This is a genomic window from Sphingobacterium cavernae, from assembly GCF_008520265.1.
Lineage (GTDB): Bacteria > Bacteroidota > Bacteroidia > Sphingobacteriales > Sphingobacteriaceae > Sphingobacterium > Sphingobacterium cavernae.
The window spans coordinates 57,000-79,309 of record NZ_VIQM01000116.1 but is presented as its reverse complement, the minus strand read 5'-3'; the positions used below and the strand labels follow the sequence as shown (position 1 = coordinate 79,309).

General features: G+C 36.8%; 17 protein-coding genes and 2 tRNA genes. 4 read left to right on the top strand and 15 right to left on the bottom strand.

The genetic code is table 11. The features are described from left to right. Position 1: 1 nt before the first annotated feature. The 12 genes from FLS47_RS17970 to FLS47_RS17915 form a co-directional block, all read right to left on the bottom strand. Positions 2-1,042 carry a fatty acid desaturase gene (locus FLS47_RS17970; RefSeq protein WP_149915701.1) on the bottom strand — a complete coding sequence of 347 codons (1,041 nt, stop codon included), beginning with the start codon at positions 1,040-1,042 and terminating at the stop codon, positions 2-4. 135 nt (positions 1,043-1,177) lie between these two features. Then, the gene (locus FLS47_RS17965) at positions 1,178-1,987 is read right to left on the bottom strand and encodes an alpha/beta hydrolase (protein ID WP_149915700.1); all 810 of its coding nucleotides are present in this window, start codon (positions 1,985-1,987) and stop codon (positions 1,178-1,180) included. Positions 1,988-2,064: 77 nt separating this feature from the next. Beyond that, a complete protein-coding gene (locus FLS47_RS17960; protein ID WP_149915699.1) occupies positions 2,065-2,523 on the bottom strand; it encodes an SRPBCC family protein in 459 nt (152 codons plus the stop codon). Positions 2,524-2,632: 109 nt separating this feature from the next. Then, a tRNA-Lys gene (locus FLS47_RS17955) sits at positions 2,633-2,705 on the bottom strand. A 143-nt stretch (positions 2,706-2,848) separates the two neighbouring features. Beyond that, on the bottom strand, positions 2,849-3,850 hold the full coding sequence (obgE, locus tag FLS47_RS17950; protein WP_149915698.1) for a GTPase ObgE: 1,002 nt from the start codon (positions 3,848-3,850) through the stop codon (positions 2,849-2,851). 24 nt (positions 3,851-3,874) lie between these two features. Beyond that, entirely contained in the window at positions 3,875-4,450 is a 576-nt protein-coding gene (locus FLS47_RS17945) for an adenylate kinase (protein ID WP_149915697.1), read from the bottom strand. A 74-nt stretch (positions 4,451-4,524) separates the two neighbouring features. Continuing rightward, positions 4,525-4,598, bottom strand: a tRNA-Arg gene (locus tag FLS47_RS17940). Between the two features lie 189 nt (positions 4,599-4,787). Then, positions 4,788-7,994 carry an efflux RND transporter permease subunit gene (locus FLS47_RS17935; RefSeq protein ID WP_149915696.1) on the bottom strand — a complete coding sequence of 1,069 codons (3,207 nt, stop codon included), beginning with the start codon at positions 7,992-7,994 and terminating at the stop codon, positions 4,788-4,790. A 22-nt stretch (positions 7,995-8,016) separates the two neighbouring features. Next, positions 8,017-9,072: an efflux RND transporter periplasmic adaptor subunit gene (locus tag FLS47_RS17930; protein WP_149915695.1), complete on the bottom strand. Its 1,056-nt coding sequence runs from the start codon at positions 9,070-9,072 to the stop codon at positions 8,017-8,019. Between the two features lie 21 nt (positions 9,073-9,093). Then, the gene (locus FLS47_RS17925) at positions 9,094-10,437 is read right to left on the bottom strand and encodes a TolC family protein (RefSeq protein WP_149915694.1); all 1,344 of its coding nucleotides are present in this window, start codon (positions 10,435-10,437) and stop codon (positions 9,094-9,096) included. 1 nt (position 10,438) lies between these two features. After that, on the bottom strand, positions 10,439-11,044 hold the full coding sequence (locus tag FLS47_RS17920; RefSeq protein WP_149915693.1) for a TetR/AcrR family transcriptional regulator: 606 nt from the start codon (positions 11,042-11,044) through the stop codon (positions 10,439-10,441). Positions 11,045-11,171: 127 nt separating this feature from the next. Continuing rightward, a complete protein-coding gene (locus FLS47_RS17915) occupies positions 11,172-11,828 on the bottom strand; it encodes an NUDIX hydrolase (RefSeq protein ID WP_149915692.1) in 657 nt (218 codons plus the stop codon). Between the two features lie 257 nt (positions 11,829-12,085). Here FLS47_RS17915 and pfkA point away from each other — a divergent pair, with 257 nt between their 5' ends. From pfkA to gap, 3 genes are read left to right on the top strand one after another with little or no spacing between them, the layout of a single operon-like run. Then, positions 12,086-13,069 carry a 6-phosphofructokinase gene (pfkA, locus tag FLS47_RS17910; RefSeq protein ID WP_149915691.1) on the top strand — a complete coding sequence of 328 codons (984 nt, stop codon included), beginning with the start codon at positions 12,086-12,088 and terminating at the stop codon, positions 13,067-13,069. An 8-nt stretch (positions 13,070-13,077) separates the two neighbouring features. After that, positions 13,078-13,926 (top strand): hypothetical protein, encoded by an 849-nt coding sequence (locus tag FLS47_RS17905; RefSeq protein WP_149915690.1) that lies wholly within the window; start codon positions 13,078-13,080, stop codon positions 13,924-13,926. 4 nt (positions 13,927-13,930) lie between these two features. After that, positions 13,931-14,932 (top strand): type I glyceraldehyde-3-phosphate dehydrogenase, encoded by a 1,002-nt coding sequence (gene gap, locus FLS47_RS17900; RefSeq protein ID WP_149915689.1) that lies wholly within the window; start codon positions 13,931-13,933, stop codon positions 14,930-14,932. A 157-nt stretch (positions 14,933-15,089) separates the two neighbouring features. Here gap and FLS47_RS17895 read toward each other — a convergent pair whose 3' ends face one another. Then, positions 15,090-16,982, bottom strand: a complete 1,893-nt coding sequence (locus FLS47_RS17895; protein ID WP_188347481.1) for a TonB-dependent receptor plug domain-containing protein — start codon at positions 16,980-16,982, stop codon at positions 15,090-15,092. Between the two features lie 80 nt (positions 16,983-17,062). Here FLS47_RS17895 and FLS47_RS17890 point away from each other — a divergent pair, with 80 nt between their 5' ends. Beyond that, a complete protein-coding gene (locus FLS47_RS17890) occupies positions 17,063-18,544 on the top strand; it encodes an aminotransferase-like domain-containing protein (RefSeq protein WP_149915687.1) in 1,482 nt (493 codons plus the stop codon). A gap of 75 nt (positions 18,545-18,619) precedes the next feature. Here the strand turns inward: FLS47_RS17890 and FLS47_RS17885 are convergent, their stop codons facing one another. Beyond that, the gene (locus FLS47_RS17885; RefSeq protein WP_149915686.1) at positions 18,620-19,246 is read right to left on the bottom strand and encodes a hypothetical protein; all 627 of its coding nucleotides are present in this window, start codon (positions 19,244-19,246) and stop codon (positions 18,620-18,622) included. A gap of 43 nt (positions 19,247-19,289) precedes the next feature. Beyond that, on the bottom strand, positions 19,290-22,205 hold the full coding sequence (locus FLS47_RS17880; RefSeq protein WP_149915685.1) for an FAD-binding and (Fe-S)-binding domain-containing protein: 2,916 nt from the start codon (positions 22,203-22,205) through the stop codon (positions 19,290-19,292). Positions 22,206-22,310 lie beyond the last annotated feature (105 nt).

Here is a 22,310-nt window from a genome sequence, read left to right as displayed (position 1 = left end):
ATTACACTTGGTGATAACGATTTGCGCGACGGAAAGTGCCAAGATCATTAAAACGAACACCATGCTTACGCATTACCTCGTGTGCCTTTTTACGTGCAAAATGACGAATATAAAAAGTTTCATTCACCACAAAATGATGAATGGCATGTGTCCAACCAAAGAAAAAACAAAATAATTGGAATGGATAAGTCCACCATACCGTCAATACCTGAGTTTGCTCTATTACATTTCCCTGCTCCACATCACCAAAATAATGCAGGTTGGAAGTTATAAAATGCAAACAGAATTGACGCAATAGATTAGGTAATAATACAATATAAATTATTGGGTTACACCAAACTAAAATATCTTTTATCAGTTCTGGAAAAACCCAATTCAATTGATGTTTAGCATGTAGAAAATCTAAAAATATATCGGTGAAGAAAACATATAAAATTACATGGGAAAGAATCGTGAAAGGAATTAAACCAAATACACCGCTTAATTTCAACTTCTTAGCTGTTTGCAATTTTAGATTTCCTTTATCGACTTCCTTTTTCATATCACTAAATAAGCCGATTACACGCAATGCATTCCCAATAACCAAATCTGGTGTGAGCAGCAACCTCTTCAATGACCATTTCTCTCCATTTGTCACTCCACGTTCTTCAACATCATGTACTGTTCCAGAAAACTTGTGGTGATGATAATGCAATACACGTCTAAACCATGGATTCAATGTCAGTGGACGAACCAACCATATAAACAACAACATAATATTGTGAACGATACGGTTGTTTTTGAAATAGACAAAGTGAATCAAATCATGCTCTAGTTCATGCAATACACCAAATAAAAATGCATTTCCTAGTATCAATGCCCAACCAGGAAGTAAATCCACATACCACATATAGCCTAAGCCGGCACTTGCCAATAGACATGAAATGAATATGGTAAATCCGATAAAGTTTTGATATTTTAATAATGGATATTTTGCTCTTAAAGCTTTATAAGAAGCTATAATTTCCTTTTTTATGATGTTTGTTTTCTGTTGATGCGTCACCCCAAGTAATAGTTGTTCTTATACAAAACTACCTAAATATATTTATAACATCTTCATCTTAACGTAACATAAATATAGATTGTCTGACTCCAATAAGTAAAGTTTAAGGCTAAATTTATACCACTGCATGTGAATTTAATCACCAAATGCCCAAATCAATGCCTTCTCTTTTGTAGCTCTGAAGATTGTATGATGCTTTTCATTTGGTTCATCGGAGTATGCCCATTTAAGATTTGATGGACTTGTTGATGTCAAGATAGTTGCCAACTCTTTTGTATATTGATTTATATCCGTAGCATCTGAACCCGCAAACCACAAACGCTTTTTATCGGTTGGAAATCCCTCCAAATGTTCTTGAACTGTGCGGTTCAAATAGTGATTATTCCACCATAACGAAGGATCAAAGGCAACATAATTCGTAAATAAATCTGGGTATAGAAAAAAAGTTTCCATCACAAATAAACCAGATAGCGATTCCCCAATTATACTTCTTTCTGAAGTAGTACGATACCGACCTTCAATCTCTGGAAACAATTCCTCTTTTATAAATTCACGAAACTTGGATGAACCTCCAACTTTAGCTGCTATTTCCTTATCCTTTGCCACTTCAGTCACAGGCGTGAGGTCTCGCCTGCGCTGTGTATTTTCTATACCGACCAAAATCATCGGAACTATTTTATTTTCGTTTATCAATTTCTCTAACGTATTGGCAATGTGTGGAAAATCTTCTTTCACACCACCATCTGCCATATACATAATTGGTAACGAATCTGTACCTGACTTATACTGATCAGGCAGCCAAACATTTATAATACGTTCTTCGCCAAGTATTATTGACTGTACACGTAAGCTATCATGCGCTGGAACTGGATCTTGTGCTGGAGAATTTCTACAACTACTCGCAAAAATCAAAACTGAAAATAAAAAGAGATAGAAATTTTTCATAATTAGTGTATATAATTTAAAAATAGAAAATTTCATACACAATCAAAAACAACTATCATTCAGGTAAAATCTCTGAATTATTGTTCACAAATTTCTTTTAGCTTATCCATTGCTTTGGGGTATTTATCATTAAAGTAGCCTAAGAAATCATCAATCGTATCCAATTCTACTGTAATTCTTGTTTTCCCGTCCTGTTCTTCAAACTTATAAATCTCGTAGCCTCCTGCCCATTTCTCCACTTGTTCTCCTGTTGTGATTTCCTCATCACCATCCAAAAAACCGTAATGTCGTACAGATACCAATTTAGCAGGTTGATTTTCTTCAACCGCTGAAACCATCCCACCTCTTTTTCCGTTTTCATCACAACCTACAAAAAGAATCTTACTTCCTTTATCCCAGCTTCCTTCATATGTAGAAGTTGGATTAAATGTCGCTGTCCAATACTCATAGGTGGATTTATCCTGTAATCCCAACATCGACTCATACACTCGCTGTGCCGATGCGTTTATTTCTTTTTCAAATGTTAACTTCTGCATGATTTATAATTTTTTAGGAGAATTCAAACGATTTAAAAAACAGCAGCGCGAGTTCTCATCACGCGGGTAAAACAAAAAGCCCAATCTTTCGATTGAGCTTTTTGTTTTGTGATCCCGCTGGGATTCGAACCCAGGACCCATACATTAAAAGTGTATTGCTCTACCAGCTGAGCTACGGAATCTTACTTCTTATTTGAAGTCTCCTTCGTTGTTTGAAGTGATGCAAAGATAGCTATTTTAAGCTTTTCTACAAACTATTTTGCATTTTTTTCTGGTATTTTAAAGCAAACTTACTGATTCTTAAAGCAGTAAATTTACATCTTTTTTACTGCTCGTTGATAGCTTTCCAAAGCATATCTTTCAGTTGGGTGATATTCTTACCCGCAACTGATGAGATAAAGATATAGGGAATAGCTGTTGGTAATTGTGCCTTCATTTCTTCTTCCAATTCTTCATCCAACATATCTGATTTTGTTATCGCCAACAAACGTGGTTTTGCTAACATTTCAGGGTTGTACTCTTTCAATTCATTCAGCAAAATATTGTATTCTTCCTCGATCGTACGATCTGTATCAGCAGGTACCATAAATAATAGAACCGAATTGCGTTCGATATGTCTTAAGAAACGATAACCTAATCCTTTTCCCTGTGACGCACCTTCGATAATACCCGGAATATCCGCCATCACGAAAGATTTGTTGTCACGGTAGCCAACAATACCCAAATTTGGCACGAGCGTTGTAAACGGATAGTTTGCAATCTCTGGCTTAGCTGCTGACACGACAGAAAGTAAAGTAGATTTACCCGCATTCGGGAATCCAACCAAACCAACATCCGCCAATACTTTCAACTCTAAAACCACCCATTGCTCTTGTCCAGGCATACCCGGCTGTGCAAAACGAGGTGTTTGCTGTGTAGCAGATTTGAAATTATTATTTCCCAATCCACCTTTACCACCTGGTGTTAAGATTTTTGTTTCACCGTCTTCGGTGATTTCAAAAATTACTTCACCCGTTTCGGCATCTTTTGCTACTGTTCCTAGAGGCACTTCCAAGATTTCGTCTTTGCCCGTAGCACCTGTACGCAATGCCGAACCACCACGCTCCCCATTGGCAGCTATGATATGTTTCCTAAACTTTAAGTGTAATAATGTCCAGTGCTGCGAAGAACCTTTTAGGATAATATGTCCACCTCGACCTCCGTCACCACCGTCTGGCCCACCTTTCATGGTAGTTTTATCGCGATGCAAATGTGAAGAACCTGCCCCACCATGCCCCGAACGACAACACACCTTTACATAATCAACAAAATTTGAACCTTGAGCCATATTGTATTATTACTTATTTATTTTTTATGCTTGGTAACTATCGATTACTGCTGACAATTCAGCGAAAATAGTTTCGATCTCACCGATACCATTTACTTTCGTCAATTTACCTTGCGCTTCGTAGTATGGTAATACGTGAATAGTTTTACTGAAATACTCTTCAATACGTTTTTGCAATTTATCAGCTGCATCATCCGCACGACCTGAGATCTCTTGGCGTTTAGCGATACGTTGCGTCAACTCTTCCTCTGTCACATCCAAAGCCACCACACCGGAAATTGAAGTATCTATGCTGTCCAAAAATGCGTCTAATGCTTCTGCTTGTGCTACTGTACGTGGGAAACCATCGAAAATAAAACCTGTTGCTAACGGATTCTTTTTGATTTCTTCTTCCAACATCGCAATAGTGATTGAATCAGGAACCAAATTACCATCTGCAATGATTTGGCTTACTTGTTTACCTAATTCAGTTTGATCCTTGATATGTGCACGAAAAATATCTCCTGTAGAAATATGTACCAAATTGTATTTAGCAATAAGTTTTTCTGATTGAGTACCTTTTCCTGCTCCTGGAGGACCGAATAATACAAGGTTTAGCATAGTTTGATTATGTTTATTTTGTGACAAAATAAAAAGCCTAATCCTTATGTGAATTAGGCTTTCAGTTAACTAAGTGCACTCCAAGGGAGTCGAACCCCTAACCTTCTGATCCGTAGTCAGACGCTCTATCCAATTGAGCTAGGAATGCTTGAACCATCACTTTTGCGGTATAACCTTATCCGTTTTGGTGATGCAAATATAGCTAAAAAGCCGTTAATACCAAATTTTTTATGGCTGAATATAGCAATAATTTTTTATTTACAAACTAACTCCGTGACTTTCAGTAACAAAAAAAGGAGGAAAAATTCCTCCTTTTTAATGATTTATTATCCAATTATTAGTGTTTTATTTGAGATTCATCAACATAATGCTCATTTGGCACATAATCCGCGACCATAGCTTCTGCGTAATTGATTTTTTCTCCTTTGCTAAAACGACGTTGTAAACCGTCCATAATAGAATACACAACAGGTACAACTACCAATGTCAAGAACATCGAAGACAACAATCCACCGATAATAACGATAGCAAGACCTCTATTCATATCAGCACCATCACCTGTAGCCATCGCAATCGGAATCATACCAAATACCATCGCAATAGTCGTCATCAAAATTGGACGTAAACGTGCATGGTTGGCAGCAACTAAAGCATCGTGTGTATTGTAACCATCTTCTTTACGGTGATTCGCAAAGTCGACAAGCATGATCGCATTCTTCGCCACCAAACCAATCAACATGATAATACCTAGAATGGTAAAGATGTTTAAGGATTGATTGGTTAATGCCAAGAATAATAATGCACCGATAAATGATAATGGTATTGAGAACAATACCACAAATGGTGTAGCAAAGTTGTCGTATAAAGCGACCATCACCAAGTATACCAATACAATAGAAGCAATTAACGCTATTCCTAATGTACCGAAACCTTCGGATTGATTCTCCATATTACCACCCCACACATACGTAACACCTGCTTTACGCGGCAACTCTGAAAATTTCGCTTCCCATTCGGCAGCGATTGTACCTGTAGGACGACCAATCACACCACCTTGCACTGATACCGCTGGAGATTTGTCACGACGCTCCAATAATGTAGGCCCTGAACTGTATTCAACCGTTGCAAACTGATCCAAAGAAATAGATTGACCAGAATTGTTTATAAACTTCAATTTCTTAACGTCATCCAAATTCGAACGACCCTTGTCATCAAATTGAATATTAATATCGTATTCGTTATCACCTGCACGGAATTTGTTATCTGTATTACCTGAGAATGCCGTTTGCATTGTCATACCTACAGATGCTACGTTCAATCCAAGAGAAGTCATTTTCTCACGATCTACTTGCACACTGATCTCAGGGTTACCAGATTCAGAAGTCAACTTCACATCTCTACTACCTGGCACTTGTCTCAACAAATCAGCTGCCTGTAAGGCAAATTCTTGTGCATCTTCGATGGAAGAACCAATAATCGTTAATTTCAATGGTGCTTGCTCAGGTCCCATGATTCCCATAGGCACACTGACAATTTTAGAACCAATCAAAATTGGCAACAATTCATTACGCAATTTTACAGCGAACACTTTGGAATCGGTTACTTTCTTAGCCTCATCCGTCATGATAACGTGAATCTCAGCTTTATAACGTGACCCTGTAGCCGCACTCATACCACCGTCCGAAGATTGACCTACAGTCGTAATCGTTTTTTTGATTTCTGCTTTGTTCGCTAAAATATCTTCCGCTTGGCGTACCAATGCATTCGTACGTTCCAATGTCGCATCTTTTTCTAATTCAAATTGCAACATGAACTCTCCTCTATCCGAAGATGGGAAGAAATCGGAACCGATATACCCCATTACAGCTAACGATATAGATCCAGCGAAAAGTACAACTGAAACCAATAAGGTTAAAAACTTATTCAATCTACTACGCAAAGACCATCTCAAGATATCTGAAATCTTATGCGTGAAAGCATCTAATCCAGACTCAAAACCGTGGATGATTTTACCGAAAAATGAATACTTATTGATATGTTCTAATTTACCGAAACGAGAATACAACCAAGGAACCAATGTAAAGGAAACCAATAGTGATAACATGGTCGAAATAATTACAGTCACACAGAATTGAGCCAAGATATTAGCTACCAATCCTGTTGACATCGCAATAGGTAAGAATACAACCACAATTACCAATGTAATCGCAACAACTGTAAAGCCGATTTCTGCTGCTCCATCATAAGCTGCACGAACCTTACTTTTACCCATCTCCATATGACGGTGAATATTCTCAATAACAACAATCGCATCATCCACCAAAATACCTACTACCAATGAAAGCCCTAATAGAGACATCAAATTCAGTGTATATCCCATCAAGTACAAACCAATAAACGTACCGATCAGTGATAATGGAATAGCAACCATCGTAATCGCAGCATTACGCAATGAGTGTAAGAAGAACAACATGATAAGTCCTACCAACACGATTGCCAACACCAAGTCAAAGATTACGTTACCCGCAGCTTTCAACGTAAATTCAGAAGAGTCATTCGCTACATCGATTTTAATTCCTTGCGCTGCATAATCTTTCTCTATACCACTGATGACATTTCCATCTTTATCCACATCAGCAATTGTTTTACGAACTAATTCAGATACCGCTACTGCATTTGCATCTGATTGTTTGAAAACCTGCAACATGATTGTGTTTTTACGATCAACACGAGCAATCTTCTCAATTTCTGCTACTCCATCCTGAATATCTGCGATATCACGCAGGAATATTGTTATACCCGCAGGTGTAGTCAATGGTAAATTACGCAACTCATCAATAGTTGTTACTTTACCAGCTAGACGAATAGTAGTTCTATTTTGTTGTGAGGCTACGTTACCAGTTGGAAAATCTAAGTTTGAAGAAGCAATAACTTGCTGCACAGCCGACAAAGAAAGCCCGTATCCTTCGATTTTATCAGGATCTACTTTTACCTGAATTTCACGTTCCTCACCACCAATCATATCCACCTTAGCCACACCATTTACACGCGCAAATACAGGTTGAATTTTAGAATCCAACAAGTCATAAAGTTCTTTCTCTGATAAATTGGATGTCACCGCCAAACTCATGATAGCCACATCATCCAAAGAGAATTTATTCAGGGATGGTGCATTCACATCGTCTGGTAAGTCGTTCAATATCGAATTGATCTTTCGCTGTGCATCGGTCAACAAGAAATTGACATCCGCACCATTATTCAGCGTAATCATTACGACAGAAACATTTTCCATCGAAGTAGACTCGATCTTCTTTACCATCTCCAAAGACGCAACTGCATCTTCGATTTTTTTCGTTACCGTATTTTCTACTTCCGTAGGTGAAGCACCAGGATACACCGTCTGTACGGTAATCACATTTACTTCGAACTTAGGAATCAACTCATACCCCATCTGCGAGTACGAGAATATACCACCTAGCGTCAAGATGATGAATAACACCAAAATGATACTAGGTCGTTTTATCGATATTTCAGATATTTTCATAACTACTATTTACTCAATCTAATTACTTAATAATTTCGATTGCAGTTTGATCCAACAAATTAATTTGTCCAGAAATAATTACTTGATCACCAGCGTTCAGTCCGCTCAACACTTCGATATTATCACCAAAGTTTCTACCTGAAACTACTTTTGTCTCGATAGCTTTGCCATTCTTCGCAACGAAAACTCTATTATCACTCACTGAACCTACAAAAGCAGAACGAGGAATAACTAAAGTGCTAGCGGAAGTACTACCACCAAAAGTTGCAGTACCATACATACCTGCACGCAATTCTCCACCTGCATTTGGTAATTCAATTTCAACAGGGAAATTTAAGCTACCATCCGATTTAGGTGCAATGAATGTGATTTTACCCGTATAGGTTTTATCTGTATATACTGAAGCTGTAATATCAACAGACTGACCAACACGTAATGCAGCTACGTTTTTCTCATCCACATTTACACGCAATTTCAACGTGCTAACATTTACAATTTCAAAAGCTGGAGTTCCTGGACTAACATACGTTCCTGGCTCGATTTTGCGAGAATTTACAATACCTGCTACCGAAGTTTTGATGGTTACATCACCAGCTGTCAATTTTGAACTTTGCAAATTGTTCTTAGCCGTTTCAAATTGCAATCTCGCTTGATCCAATTGTTGTTGTGTCACACCACCAGTTTTGTAAGCACTCTCAAAACGTTGCAGATTTTGTTGTGCATTATCATAGTTTGCCTGTGCATTAGACACATTTACATTCAACTTATCACCTTCAATTACAGCTAATGTTTGTCCAGCACTCACACGTGAACCTTCGTCAACCAATACACGTACAACTCTACCTGAAGCTTCTGCACCCACAGTAACTTCTTGCTTAGGTTGGAAAGTACCATTCGCCGAATTGGCAAGATTGATATTATCCAAACGAGCCGTATCAATACGTACCGCAACATATGCATTTGTTTTAGCTGCTTCTGCAGTTACAGCCTCGTTTTTCGCTTTATTTTTATTTAAGATAACAAAGATACCTCCTAAAGCCGCAGCAATAATAATTACCGTAATTATAGCACGTTTCATATTCTTATTTAGATTATTGTCTTATTCGTTTATTAATGTTTTTAACTTCCCGTTTGATTTTATCAACTGCACTTCAGCAACTTTATAGTTCAATAAAGCAGTATTTAAATTGTTTTGTGCATCCGCATAGGCATTCTCCGCATCAAGCAATTCTGTCAAAGTAGCTAAACCATTTTTATAGTTATTATTAGTATTATCCAATACTTCTTTAGCTAAATTTACGTTACTTCTGTTCGTATTAATTGTTAAAAGCGAATTCTTGATTTGTGTTTTCGCATTTTCATTTGCCAATGAAAGTCCTAATTTGGCGTCATCAATCTCTACTTGAGTTTTTCTGATTTCTATATTAGCTTGATTAATTCTAGATTTAGTAGCACCGCCATTAAAAATTGGAATAGAAAGATTCAACCCTATACCCGAGAAATTAGACCATTTGAATCCATCTTTACCAAAAGTCGGGAATATATTTCCCATACCTAAATAGCCAAAATTACCAGTAAAAGAAAGTGAAGGATAATAATTAGAAACTATGGATTTACGATTTAATTCTAATAGTTCACTTTGTTTATTCAAAAGTGTAATTTCAGTACGGCTATTTACATCGGCAGTCTCATAAATTTTCTCTAACGAAATATCAAAAGTCTCTTCTGGCAACACAACATCCTTTGTGATTTCCATACCAATTGCAAATTTCAACGCATTCTCTTGCAATTCTAATGCATTCAATACTTGCTGTCTTTGTGATTCTAAATTGTTTACAGCTACCGAAGTACGATCCAAATCAATTTTCTTACCAAGACCTGCATCTACCAAACCTTTAATTACATCGCGTGTCTTCTTCGTGCTTTCAAGGTTTATATCTAATGTTTTCAGTTGCAATTGCGTCTGAAATACTTGGTAATAAGAATTCGCTACCTTTTCGATAAGATTCTCTTCTGTAAGCGTATTATTTATCTGATAAAACTCACGAGTAGATTTAGCAGCCTTTAACCCTGTGAATAAAGATTGGTTAAAAATCTGTTGTGATACAGATACTGCAGCGTTTGTTTGCCATTTCTGACCGAATGCTACCATTATTGTTTCACCTGGCTCTCCACCAAAAATTTCTGCTGGTAAAGCGCTCTTTTGTAATAATGGATTGTAAGTAAGTGTTCCGCTAGCATTGACCTGCGGTAATGCACCAGCACGCACTTCATCAATCAAATATTCGGAATTCTCTAATTCCAAAGCTGATTTTTTAGCATCGGCTTTGTTTTGCAACGCATATTTTATAGCATCTTGTAAAGTCAAAACCTCTTGCGCACTTGCATAAGAAGCACTAAACAGACCGGCTAATAAAACAGCTATTATTCTGATCCTTTTCATTTTATATATTAGTAACAATTCGTTCTTCAAAAATTAACTTGACAGCCTTCTTCTGACTATCCAATATTTTATTGATATTATCTATATTTGGAATCCCACAAATAATATCCCTTACCGTATGATTTAACGCTAAGCCTTTTATTACACTGCGCAAGATAGAGGTAGACTCGTCTACATTTTCCATCTTTAAGCTTCCATCCAAAACAGCTTTGTTCATGAGCGATTGCAAAACTTCCAAATCTCTACATTCAATTTTCTCAATAAATTCTGTAAATGATTCATCTCTAATCCAATCAAGATTCTCGTTGATATACAACATGTAATGTTTACGCATATGCTCTGCACGAAAATCTAATAATGCAAATAAGCTACCCAATAGGTCGCCATCGTAACTTTCAACTATTTCCTGTTCTTTTGCTAATAACGTATTTGAAATCGAGCAAATCACATCTTTTATTAAAGCAATCTTGTCAGGATAATAATAATACAGATTCGCTTTTGTGATTTTTACGTCATCCGCAATCTCATTCATGGTAGTTTTTGAAAAACCATAATGCGAAAAACGACGTATTGCAACCTCAATAATTTCCTCTTTTCTTTTATCCATTTTATATTTTTAACTTTTGACTTTTACAAAAGAATGTTCAAAAATACAAAAGGTTTAAATAGAACGTATCATTGCATTAAAAAAATACAATTCCTTGACAAAAAAGTTTTGTTTAGTTATTGAACTGTTAGGTAAACAGTTTCAAGAATTTACGTTTATCCAGTTTGTATAATCTGGCAGCGCGATAGGAAACGCCCGTTTGAAATTCTTCTAATTCTTTGAGATAACCCAAATTACTCATACGCTTTCTAAAGTTACGTTTGTCCAACGTCTCCCCTAAGATAGCTTCGTATATTTGTTGCAACTGTGTTAAAGTAAATTTTTCGGGTAATAATTCGAATGGTGCTGTAGAGTAATTCAAATTACGTTTCAGTTTCTTAAGACCCAAACTAAGGATTTCATTGTGGTCAAAAGCTAATTCTGGGACATCATTCACATCAAACCATTTAGCTTGACGCATGTAATTTGTGACTGGCTTCACCTTATTCTTGACATCATCATAGCGAACTAATGCCATATATGCCACTGTAAGAATACGTCCTTCAGGGTGACGTTTTAGCCCTGCCATGGCAGCCAATTGCTCCAAGTAGATGTTTTTTAGTCCCGTATGTTCGTAAGCAATACGATTTACAGCCTGTTCCATCTCTTCTTGTTTGTCCACAAAATAACCAGGCATAGCCCACCAATCACGGTAAGGATATTCATTTCTTTCATTCAATAAGACCTTCAATTTACCTTCATGAAAAGTGAAAATCAAACAATCTACTGTAAAAAATGATAACATGATTTGCCCTATTAATTATTACAATTATAAATGACGATTTATATGAAATCGACTCACTTACATTATTAAATTTTAATTCCTAAATACTGTATAATAAATAATACAGTGAAAGTTAATCACACATATTCTTCATAGGATAATCTTGATTAACAGCGACAAGATGAATAAAAATTGCCAAACAAACAAAAAAATATCCATAAATATTTAATAGTGTAAAAAATACACATTATATTCGTGGGAACTTAATCTAAATTACTTTGAAAAATATTAAAAGAATTGGAGTTTTTACATCAGGTGGTGACGCACCTGGCATGAATGCCGCAATCAGAGCGGTAGTGAGAACTGCTATTTATAACAATATAGCTGTTACTGGAATTTATCATGGATATCAAGGCTTAATCGATGGTTCTTTTGTAGACATGAACCGTCGTTCGGTAAGTTCAATCATACAAAAGGGTGGTACAATATTAAAATCAGCTCGTTGCTTAGAGTTTAAGACCAAAGAAGGTAGACAAAAGGCTTACGAAAATCTTAAAGCAGAAGGAATAGATGCTTTGGTGGCTATCGGCGGTGACGGTACTTTTACTGGTGCAGATTTTTTCTCTAAAGAATTTGACATTCCTGTAATGTGTATACCAGGAACTATTGATAACGATCTATACGGCACAGATTATACATTAGGATACGATACTGCAAATAATACCGTAATAGAGGCTATTGACAAAATTCGTGACACAGCGTCCTCGCACAATCGCGTTTTCTTCGTAGAAGTAATGGGTAGAGATTCGGGATGTATTGCATTGAATGCCGGTGTAGGTGGTGGTGCAGAATCCATCCTACTGCCTGAATTAAATTCGGGTATTGACAACCTAATAGAAGAATTGGAATTTGCGGAAGCACGCCAAAAAACATCTATGATCGTCATCATCGCAGAAGGTGATAAAAATGGTGGTGCATACAATGTAGCAAAAATTGTAAAAGAAAAAATTAATCATCTTGACATAAAAGTTAGTATCTTAGGGCATTTGCAACGTGGAGGTTCTCCATCGAGCTTCGACAGAGTACTCGCTACACGCATGGGATATACTGCTGTAAATGAATTATTGAAAGGCAATACGCGTGGCACAATTGGTATCCGTGGCAACCAAATGATAATAACTCCATTAGAAGAAGCGTTAAACAATAAAGAGTTCAAGTTGGACGATGAATTGTTAGAAATCGCAAACATTATGAACAAATAATATTCCATATGATTTTAGTAATTTTCACTGGATCGAGATATGCTGATTGGCGACTTGCCGAAAAAGGAAGACTGTTACACGGTTTTCGAACTGCTGGTATAAACTCGTATATTCAGGATGAAAATTTTATCAATCAATTGTTGAATAAAAACACAGATTTGCTTTATAATGCCGAAAAGATTCGAAAAATATTCTTTTTCGGTGCTGGGGCATCTTCCAAAGAACGACAAGATAAGATAGTTCGCGTCTTTTCTAATTTTTTCAAAAATGCAAAAGTAAAAGCAGCGCATGACTTGGATGCCTCTGCCCTATCTACTTTTGGTGATGAAAAAGGCATCGTTGCTATTATGGGTTCTGGATCAAATGCGGCGTACTACACAGGCAAAAAAATTATACCCAACAATTATGGATTGGGTTATATTTTGGCTGACGAAGGATCGACAAACTGGATCGCGCAACAAGTATTACGCGATTATTTGACAGACGCAATGCCTCAAGGTTTTCGCGAAAAAATAGATGACAAATACAATTTGGATAGAAAGTACATTTTAGAAAAGCTGTATAATAACCCGAATCCGAATATTTTTCTGACATCGTTTGCGGATTTCTTCTATGAAAATCGCTATGACACGTACTTATCTAACATCATTAAGCGCGGCATAGATCTCTTTATCACTACCTATATATTGCCTTTATTGGATCAATATCCTGATTCTCCGATAAGTTTAACGGGATCTGTAGCCCACAATTACCAAGAGTGGCTTATGGAGTTTGCGAAAGAGTACCATTTAAATATTCAAACAATAAATAAAGAACCTATACAAAATCTAATAAAATATTACATTAATAAAAATTAAGAAAATGAAAATTGGAATTAACGGATTTGGCCGTATTGGTCGTTTAGCTTTCAGAGCTGCTGTGAATCGTGCTGATATCGAAATCGTAGGTATCAACGATTTAGTAGAACCAGATTACATGGCTTACATGTTGAAATATGATTCTACGCACGGTAAATTTGATGGCACTGTAGAAGTAAAAGATGGCAACTTAGTTGTTAACGGTAATACTATACGTGTGACTGCTGAAAAAGATCCAGCTAACTTAAAATGGGACGAAGTAGGTGCTGATGTTGTTATCGAATCTACTGGTCTTTTCTTAACACAAGACACTGCACAAAAACACATTGATGCAGGTGCGAAAAAAGTTATCATGTCAGCTCCAGCTAAAGATGATACGCCTACATTCGTAATGGGTGTAAACCACAAAGAATTGACTGCTGATCAAAATATCGTTTCTAACGCTTCATGTACTACAAACTGTTTAGCGCCTATCGCTAAAGTATTGAATGATAAATTCGGTATCATTGAAGGTTTGATGACTACTGTTCACGCAGTAACTGCTACACAAAAAACGGTAGACGGTCCTTCAGTGAAAGACTGGAGAGGTGGACGTGGTGCTTACCAAAACATTATCCCTTCTTCTACAGGTGCTGCTAAAGCAGTAGGTTTAGTATTACCAGAATTGAAAGGTAAATTAACTGGTATGTCTTTCCGCGTACCTACAGCTGACGTTTCAGTAGTAGATTTAGTAGTTCGTTTAGAAAAAGGCGCTTCTTATGAAGACGTTAAGAAAGCGATGAAAGAAGCTTCTGAAGGCGAATTAGCAGGTATTTTGGGTTACACAGAAGATGAAGTTGTTTCTTCAGATTTCTTAGGTGATGCACGTACTTCAATCTTTGATGCTCAAGCTGGTATTTCATTGAATGACAACTTCGTGAAAGTAGTATCTTGGTACGACAACGAATGGGGTTACTCAAACAAAATCATTGACTTAGCGCAAGAAGTTGGTAAATTTATTAAATAAGTAAACCAGTCTTTACATACAAAAAGCATCTGAAATTCAGATGCTTTTTTGTGTGAAATAATTTAAACTTACAATTAATTGGTCGTAGCGTTTTAAACTACTCAAACCTACGAATAAAACCACAAGCAAATAATACCAATGAATAGGTATTTTGACTCTATAAAGCGTATCTAAGACCCAAAGTGAACCATCGCTTCGGCATCACAACAGCTCCTGATTCTTTGTATGAAGCATTTGCAATATTCGTAATATCTGTATACACGTTCCACTGCTTCAACTTGTAACCTAATCTTACATCCGATACAAAGTAGGGATCATTTAATTCCCGTTTAATCCAACGATTACCCGTACTAAATTCCCAATTTGGCGCACTGTAAATTATTCGAAGCAAAGCTTGATGTTTCAAACTCTCTAGCACATATTTCGAAATTATTCCAGTTTGATACGTCAACTCTTCCGGCGATAGATTATTGTAACCCAAACTATACTTAAGTGTTCTGTCTTGTTGTAAAATATACGTACGACTCACAGAAACACTAACACCATGCATCTTCTGATTTCCTAAATTTGAAGGTTGATATGGAATTTTACTGATTTCAGTAGGATCAGTAGTATTTCCAGCATTCTTAGTCCAGTCTACAAAATCATTAATATCACGGTAAAAGTAACGTATTTCCAATTGCGTTTCACCTATTTTACCTTGCAAGGATGACTCATACTGCCACGCATATTCCGATCGTAATTCAGGATTTCCAATATTAGCTGGTTGCTTGAGGTACAAATCCGTAAAAGATGGTACACGCTGACTTTTGCCTACATTTACATTCAATTTCCAATTTGGAACAAATTGATAACCTACATCTACCCCCGGAAATAATTCCCAACCATACTGACTGTTATAATTACTGTAAGCACCCAAATGCAACGTAATTTTCGGAAGCAATGTAGTTCTGTATTCTAAATAAGAACCTAAATTTTCACGTTCGTGATTACCTAAATTCGTACTTTTAATATCCTCGTCTCGCAATTCCAATCCTAGTCCAAAATCACCAATATTCGTAGTCAATCTACTATTCAACTCGAATGACAAAGCGTTGTTCTTATGTTCTGAGCGCGCTTTACTTAGATCATTTCGGAAATAACGGTAATCGTCTGTATTATATCGATTAGAAACGCGTGGGCTGATGTAAAACTTCTCACCTATATAATGTTTCGTGGAAAAATGAGCCATAAAAGTCTTCACCAATTCATAGGATTCCTTGTCGCCTGGCGCAGCATAATAACCATTTGCTCCAAATTCATTGGCAATATAACCAGCTGACCAATCTAATGAATTTGATTTATTTACCTCAAATGCACCTTGGTAATAGGCGCGTATATCTTCTGTGGAACTGTTATAACGTTGTCCATTCGATTTTTGGGTAGAAAAAGAAATCAGATTGTGGAATTGCTCATTTCCGACATGACCAACGACTTGAGCTCCTCCACCCCAATATTTTCCTTTCCCATCACCCTCTTCCTTATTTTCAAAAGAAGAACCGCTTTGTAAATGTACAGACAGCGAATTCTTCGTGAAAGATTTCGTCACAATGTTAATCGCGCCAGTAAGCGCATTAATACCATACACACGTGCCATAGGTCCACGCAGCACCTCAATGCGCTCGATCGCATCCAAGGCTACCGGAATATTCATGGTATGATGACCAGTCTGCGGATCAGAAATTTTTATGCCATTCAGCAAAATTAAGGCTTGTTCAAACGTGCCGCCGTCAATACTTATGTCTGCCTGTGTACCAAAAGGCCCACGCTGGCGGACATCCACGCCATCCATATAGGCAAGCACCTCATTTACAGATTTCACAGAAAGTTTGGCAATTTCTTCTTTCGTAATGATTTCTATATTTTTATTTCTTTCGTTAAATGGAATTTGTAGCCTATTTTCTGCTATTACAACTTCGGAAATAGAATCCGTACGTAAAACTTTATTATCCTGACCAAAAGAACTTTGTGCTAACAAAACGCTACAAAGAATTAAACTCGATTTATACATCTGCATATAGCTAATAATTATTTTTAGTGCTGCAAAAATGCTATCTTTCAAGTCAAATAATATAGTCCAGTTTAAATATAATGAACAGTCCAGTTTTACAAAGTATAATCACTTTTATAAAATTAAATAAACAAGATTCTACAGCTCTTTATTTACAAATTGCGCAGGGAATCATTAATGCCATTCATACCAAAGCTATTAAAACTGGAGAAAAACTTCCAGGAACTCGGACGCTAAGCGAAAAATTGTATGTTCATCGCCAGACTACAGTAGCTGCATACGAAGAGCTTTCCGCTCAAGGTTGGGTAGATATTATACCTCAAAAGGGTGCTTTTGTTTCGTCGAAAAAGATAAAATCTAAAACACAGCAACCAATAGAAACAAATAACACTCCAACTAAAACTGCATTTCCTGTAGATACAAATTATGTGTTGGACTCACCTTATCAATCCATACAGACGGATTTGTATTTTACAGACGGAACTCCGGATTATAGATTAAGTAATTTAAAAAGTTTAAATCAAATTTTCAGTGCAGCTTCTAGCAAAAAAAGCACTTCCAGACGGCTAAACAAAGATTTATATACAGAAAGTACGAGTTTGAAAAATCAACTTCAAAACTACTTATATATTACAAAAAGATTAGCCATTCAAACAAATCAAATAGTCACTTTTCAGAATAATCAACTGGCTATTCAAAATATTTTTCACACTCTCCTTAGACCAAACGACAAAGTTATTGTCCCTCAACTTGGCAATTTTGAAGTGAATATGAAATTAAAAGAAAGACGAGTGGACTTGATCACAGTCAAAACAAATTCGCAAGGAATTGATATACATCATTTGGAAGATATTCTCCAATACGAGACAATTCGTGCACTTTACATACAAACAAATAGCCTATACCCCACGACTACTGCACTATCACAAACCAGTAAAAGTAAGCTGCTGACCTTGTCCCAACAATATCAATTTGCAATAATTGAAGATGACAATAATACGGATTTCGTGTTCACAAAGACGCCTCCAAACACCTTAAAAAGTATAGATGCACAAGGTTGGGTTATTTATGTAAATTCTTTTAAGAATTTATTGCCACATCCTTATGATCTCGGATTCGTTATTGCTCCAGAAAACTTGATTACGGAGCTTTCAAAAGTTAAAAAAATAAGTCAGTCCTCATCAACTTACGTAATTGACGAAACATTAGCAGAATTCATCAAAGAAGGATTTCTACTTCGACAACTCGAAAAATTGACTAAAATTTACCATAAGCGTCGGGATAATTTTTCTTTGCTCTTGGAACAATATCTAGAAAAAAATCTTCATTTTGAAAAACCAGAAATGGGATTGGCATTTTGGATTCAATTTAGCAAGCAAATACCATTATTATCTATTGCAAAATATTGTCTATCGAAAGGCCTTACTCTTCCAAATTATTTATTGTATCAAAATCAAAATTTAACGGGAATGCGCTTGGGGTTTGCACATTTAACAGAAACTGAAGCGGAAGAAGCAATAAACTTTTTGAGTAAAGCTATATATGAGGATGTCTATAAATAAAACTGTCTGCTATCCAAAATAGATTCCATAATAAAATCGAAATCATATTATAATATAGCAGACAGTTTGAATATTTTATTTTCCTTCTAATGCAGAAAGTAATCCAATTCTATACGAAGCGTCCTTTTCACCTATTTCAAAAGATCTTTTGTACAAATCCAATGTTGCAAACACTTCAGCTGGTTCAGCTACAGCATTGTCAAAGAATAATTTAAAGCTATACGTAGACTTTGTACTTAAATCTACAGCTACGGTGTTCGACGAGAATACTGTTGGTAAGATGGTTGAACTCGCGAAAGCTCCAGCAGATTCCGCTCCAAAGATTGTTGCTAAAGATTTCACTAAAGCATCCGATTCTGCGCCAATTGAAGACAGTTTGATCGCACCTTTTACAAATCCATCTTCTACAGGTCTACCTTGTCCATTCACACCTGGTGTGATATTTTTGAGAACTTCGACTTGCAAACCTACCGTATCTTGCTCAAAAACTGATTTTGCAACATACACGTGTGACGAATCTGTTTGAGACTCATCCACAATACGTAAAAACAACTGTTGCTTGACTGCAGCCTTGTCGTTTGTTAATTTCTCTAAAGAAGGGGCTGTATTGCTAGACTTCTCTGAATTAGTGGAATTACCACAACTCGATAAAATCAAAGCAGTAATTACGCCTGTCGCAAATATGGATTTTATAGCTTTCATAGTTTTACTTTACTAGTTAAAGCATTCAAATTACAATAAAGTTTTATTTAATTAAAGCATTATATAAAATTTCGACTGGATGATACGATTTACGCGCTGCACCATCTTTAATTTGGTGACGACACGAAGTTCCTGCTGCCGCAATAATTGTATCCGCATTCGCTGATCGAACTGCTGGCAACAATACCAATTCTGCTACTTTCATCGAAATTTCATAATGCTCCTTCTCGTAACCGAATGATCCTGCCATACCACAACAACCCGAAGGAATTACTTCGACCGTGTAATTTGAAGGAAGTGATAATACCTTTTCGGTATATCCAACCAAATGAAAAGCCTTTTGGTAACAGTGACCATGTAGTTTTATATGTTGCTTTTCTGCCGAAAATTGCTCCGCATGAATATGACCTTTATCGATTTCTTGCGCTAAAAATTCATCTACCATGAAAGTATTAGCTGCAATTTTTTGTGCATCAAGTTTCAAATCTGCGTCCACTAACGTCAAATATTCATCACGGAAAGTTATTATGGCTGAAGGCTCAACACCTAAAAGTGGCGTGTCTGATGATATTTTATCTTTCAACATCGACACATTCGTGTTCGCCAGTTTCTTCGCGGCTTTCACGAAACCTTTTGATAAATACGTACGTCCACTTTCTTTGTGCGGCGCAAATAAAACCTCATAACCCAAAGCCGTCAATAGCTTGTAGGCTGTCTGCCCAACACTTGTGTCGTTATAATCCGTAAATTCATCACAGAACAAATACACTTTGCGCTTAGATGTTGCTGTATTTTGTTTCTTCAACCACTGTTTCAATGTGATTCCTGATACTTCAGGCAAAGAACGATCAGGCGCAAATCCAACAACTTGCTTTATTATACCTGACGTAAATTTGTTTTGTGCGAAAAAGTTGTATAAAGGAGCTACTAGTGAGCCCAATTGTTGGGATTTCGTAAAATTAGCAATGACTTTCGAACGGAACGGCGCGCCATTCGCATCGTAATAATGCTGTAGAAATTCTGCTTTCATCTTGGCAACATCCACACTCGAAGGGCATTCTGTTTTACAACCTTTACAGCTCAAACACAAATCCATCACTTCCTTGATCTCTTCGTGATCAAAACGATTTTGTTTTGTCGAATTTGTCAAAAACTGACGCAACATATTGGCACGTGCACGTGTCGTATCTTTCTCATTACGTGTCGCCATGAACGAAGGACACATTGTACCACCTGAAATTTCAGTTTTACGACAATCGCCCGATCCCGAACATTTCTCTGCTAGACGCAGAATGCTTTCATCTTTTGTGAAATCAAAATATGTTTTGATTTCTTTACCATCCACGACTTTATCATAGCGTAAAGACGTGTCCATAGGTGGCGTATTGACAATCTTATTGGCATTGAAAATTCCTTTAGGGTCGAAGATATTTTTAACATCCTGCAACAAGGCGTATACCTTTTCACCCAATACTTTTCCTATAAATTCACCGCGCAAACGACCATCACCGTGCTCACCACTCAATGAACCATTATATTTCAACACCAAATCCGTTGTTTTTTCTAAAATCGAGCGAAATTGACGACGACCTTCTGGAGATTTTAGATTTACAAAAGGTTCAATATGTAATTCTCCTGCTCCTGCATGCGCATAGTACGAAGCGTGAACACCCTCGTCCTTTAATAATTGCTGCACATCAGCGACATAGGCAGGAAGATCCGATGGAGACACCGCACAATCCTCAATTAAATTGACAGGCTGCTCGTCACCAGGGAGATTACGAATCAGACCAAGTCCAGCTTTACGGACATCCCAAACCAGATTACATTGCGCAGCACCCAATACCAATGGATAAGCATAGCCTAATCCTTTGCTGATTAAATCTTGTTTCAGAGCCTCAGCCAGACGAATAATTTCTTCTTCAGAATCCGCTCTGAATTCTATGATTAACAACGCTTGCGGATCACCTTGAATGAAAAAGCGGTTATATTGATAGGTTGGATGTCCTACAGTAAAATCTAATATATATTTGTCGACCAATTCTGATGCTTCGGGATTATGCGATAATGCGACAACATTCCCGTGCATACATTCCACCATATCCGCAAAATGCACGCACAACAAACCGATTTCTTTTGGCGGTAACGGTCTTAATTGAATTTTTGCTTCCGTGACAATACCAATTGTCCCCTCCGAGCCAGCTAACAAATTACACAGGTTAAAGGGTTGGTTCGTATCCACTAAATAATCGAGTGCATAGCCAGTATTTCGGCGGGTAATATCTTTTTTCGGATAGCCCAAATTTATAATTTCAATATTTTCTTTGTTAGTGATGATGTCGTTCAGTTGACGATAAATTTCGCCTTCACGATCTTTTTTCGCTAACTTAGTAAAATATTCTTTCGGATTTAACTCTTTGAAAACAACCTCTGTACCATCATTCAATAAAACATTTGCTTCCAATAGATTTTCGCGTGTATCGCCCCAGACAATTGAGTGCAAACCCGATGAGTTATTGCCGATCATTCCCCCCACCATTGCACGATTTGCAGTAGAAGTTTCGGGACCAAACATTAATCCAAAATTTTTCAAGTAAGCATTCAAATCATCACGAATAACGCCTGGTTGTACGCGCGCCCATTGTTCCTTTTCGTTAACTTCTAGTATTTGGTTGAAAAACTTAGATACATCCACCACAATGCCTTTTCCTACCACTTGTCCCGCTAATGAAGTTCCAGCAGTACGCGGAATCAAGGTCACATGATTTGCATTTGCATAAGCAATCAATTTAAGCAAATCTGACTTGGTATGTGGTATAGCTACAGCTAATGGTTTTTCTTGATACACAGAGGCATCTGTTGAATAAGCCACTAATATAGTTTGGTGTTTAGGATTGTTTTCTTGAAAATACAACTCCCCCTCTAATTCAGTATTCAGTTTTTCTAAAGACAGTAACATACTTTTGGTAAAAAATGTGCAATAACATAACAAATCTACATAAAGTATGTTATTTTTGATAGTAATTGCTGGTAAATATTTATGTTTTTTCGTGTTTGTTTTTAA

Coding starts and splice junctions, on each gene's coding strand:
- FLS47_RS17965 (WP_149915700.1), bottom strand. CDS start 1,987: ATGAAAAATTTCTATCTCTTTTTATTTTCAGTTTTGATTTTTGCGAGT.
- FLS47_RS17960 (WP_149915699.1), bottom strand. CDS start 2,523: ATGCAGAAGTTAACATTTGAAAAAGAAATAAACGCATCGGCACAGCGA.
- obgE (WP_149915698.1), bottom strand. CDS start 3,850: ATGGCTCAAGGTTCAAATTTTGTTGATTATGTAAAGGTGTGTTGTCGT.
- FLS47_RS17945 (WP_149915697.1), bottom strand. CDS start 4,450: ATGCTAAACCTTGTATTATTCGGTCCTCCAGGAGCAGGAAAAGGTACT.
- FLS47_RS17935 (WP_149915696.1), bottom strand. CDS start 7,994: ATGAAAATATCTGAAATATCGATAAAACGACCTAGTATCATTTTGGTG.
- FLS47_RS17930 (WP_149915695.1), bottom strand. CDS start 9,072: ATGAAACGTGCTATAATTACGGTAATTATTATTGCTGCGGCTTTAGGA.
- FLS47_RS17925 (WP_149915694.1), bottom strand. CDS start 10,437: ATGAAAAGGATCAGAATAATAGCTGTTTTATTAGCCGGTCTGTTTAGT.
- FLS47_RS17920 (WP_149915693.1), bottom strand. CDS start 11,044: ATGGATAAAAGAAAAGAGGAAATTATTGAGGTTGCAATACGTCGTTTT.
- FLS47_RS17915 (WP_149915692.1), bottom strand. CDS start 11,828: ATGTTATCATTTTTTACAGTAGATTGTTTGATTTTCACTTTTCATGAA.
- FLS47_RS17905 (WP_149915690.1), top strand. CDS start 13,078: ATGATTTTAGTAATTTTCACTGGATCGAGATATGCTGATTGGCGACTT.
- gap (WP_149915689.1), top strand. CDS start 13,931: ATGAAAATTGGAATTAACGGATTTGGCCGTATTGGTCGTTTAGCTTTC.
- FLS47_RS17895 (WP_188347481.1), bottom strand. CDS start 16,982: ATGTATAAATCGAGTTTAATTCTTTGTAGCGTTTTGTTAGCACAAAGT.
- FLS47_RS17890 (WP_149915687.1), top strand. CDS start 17,063: ATGAACAGTCCAGTTTTACAAAGTATAATCACTTTTATAAAATTAAAT.
- FLS47_RS17885 (WP_149915686.1), bottom strand. CDS start 19,246: ATGAAAGCTATAAAATCCATATTTGCGACAGGCGTAATTACTGCTTTG.
- FLS47_RS17880 (WP_149915685.1), bottom strand. CDS start 22,205: ATGTTACTGTCTTTAGAAAAACTGAATACTGAATTAGAGGGGGAGTTG.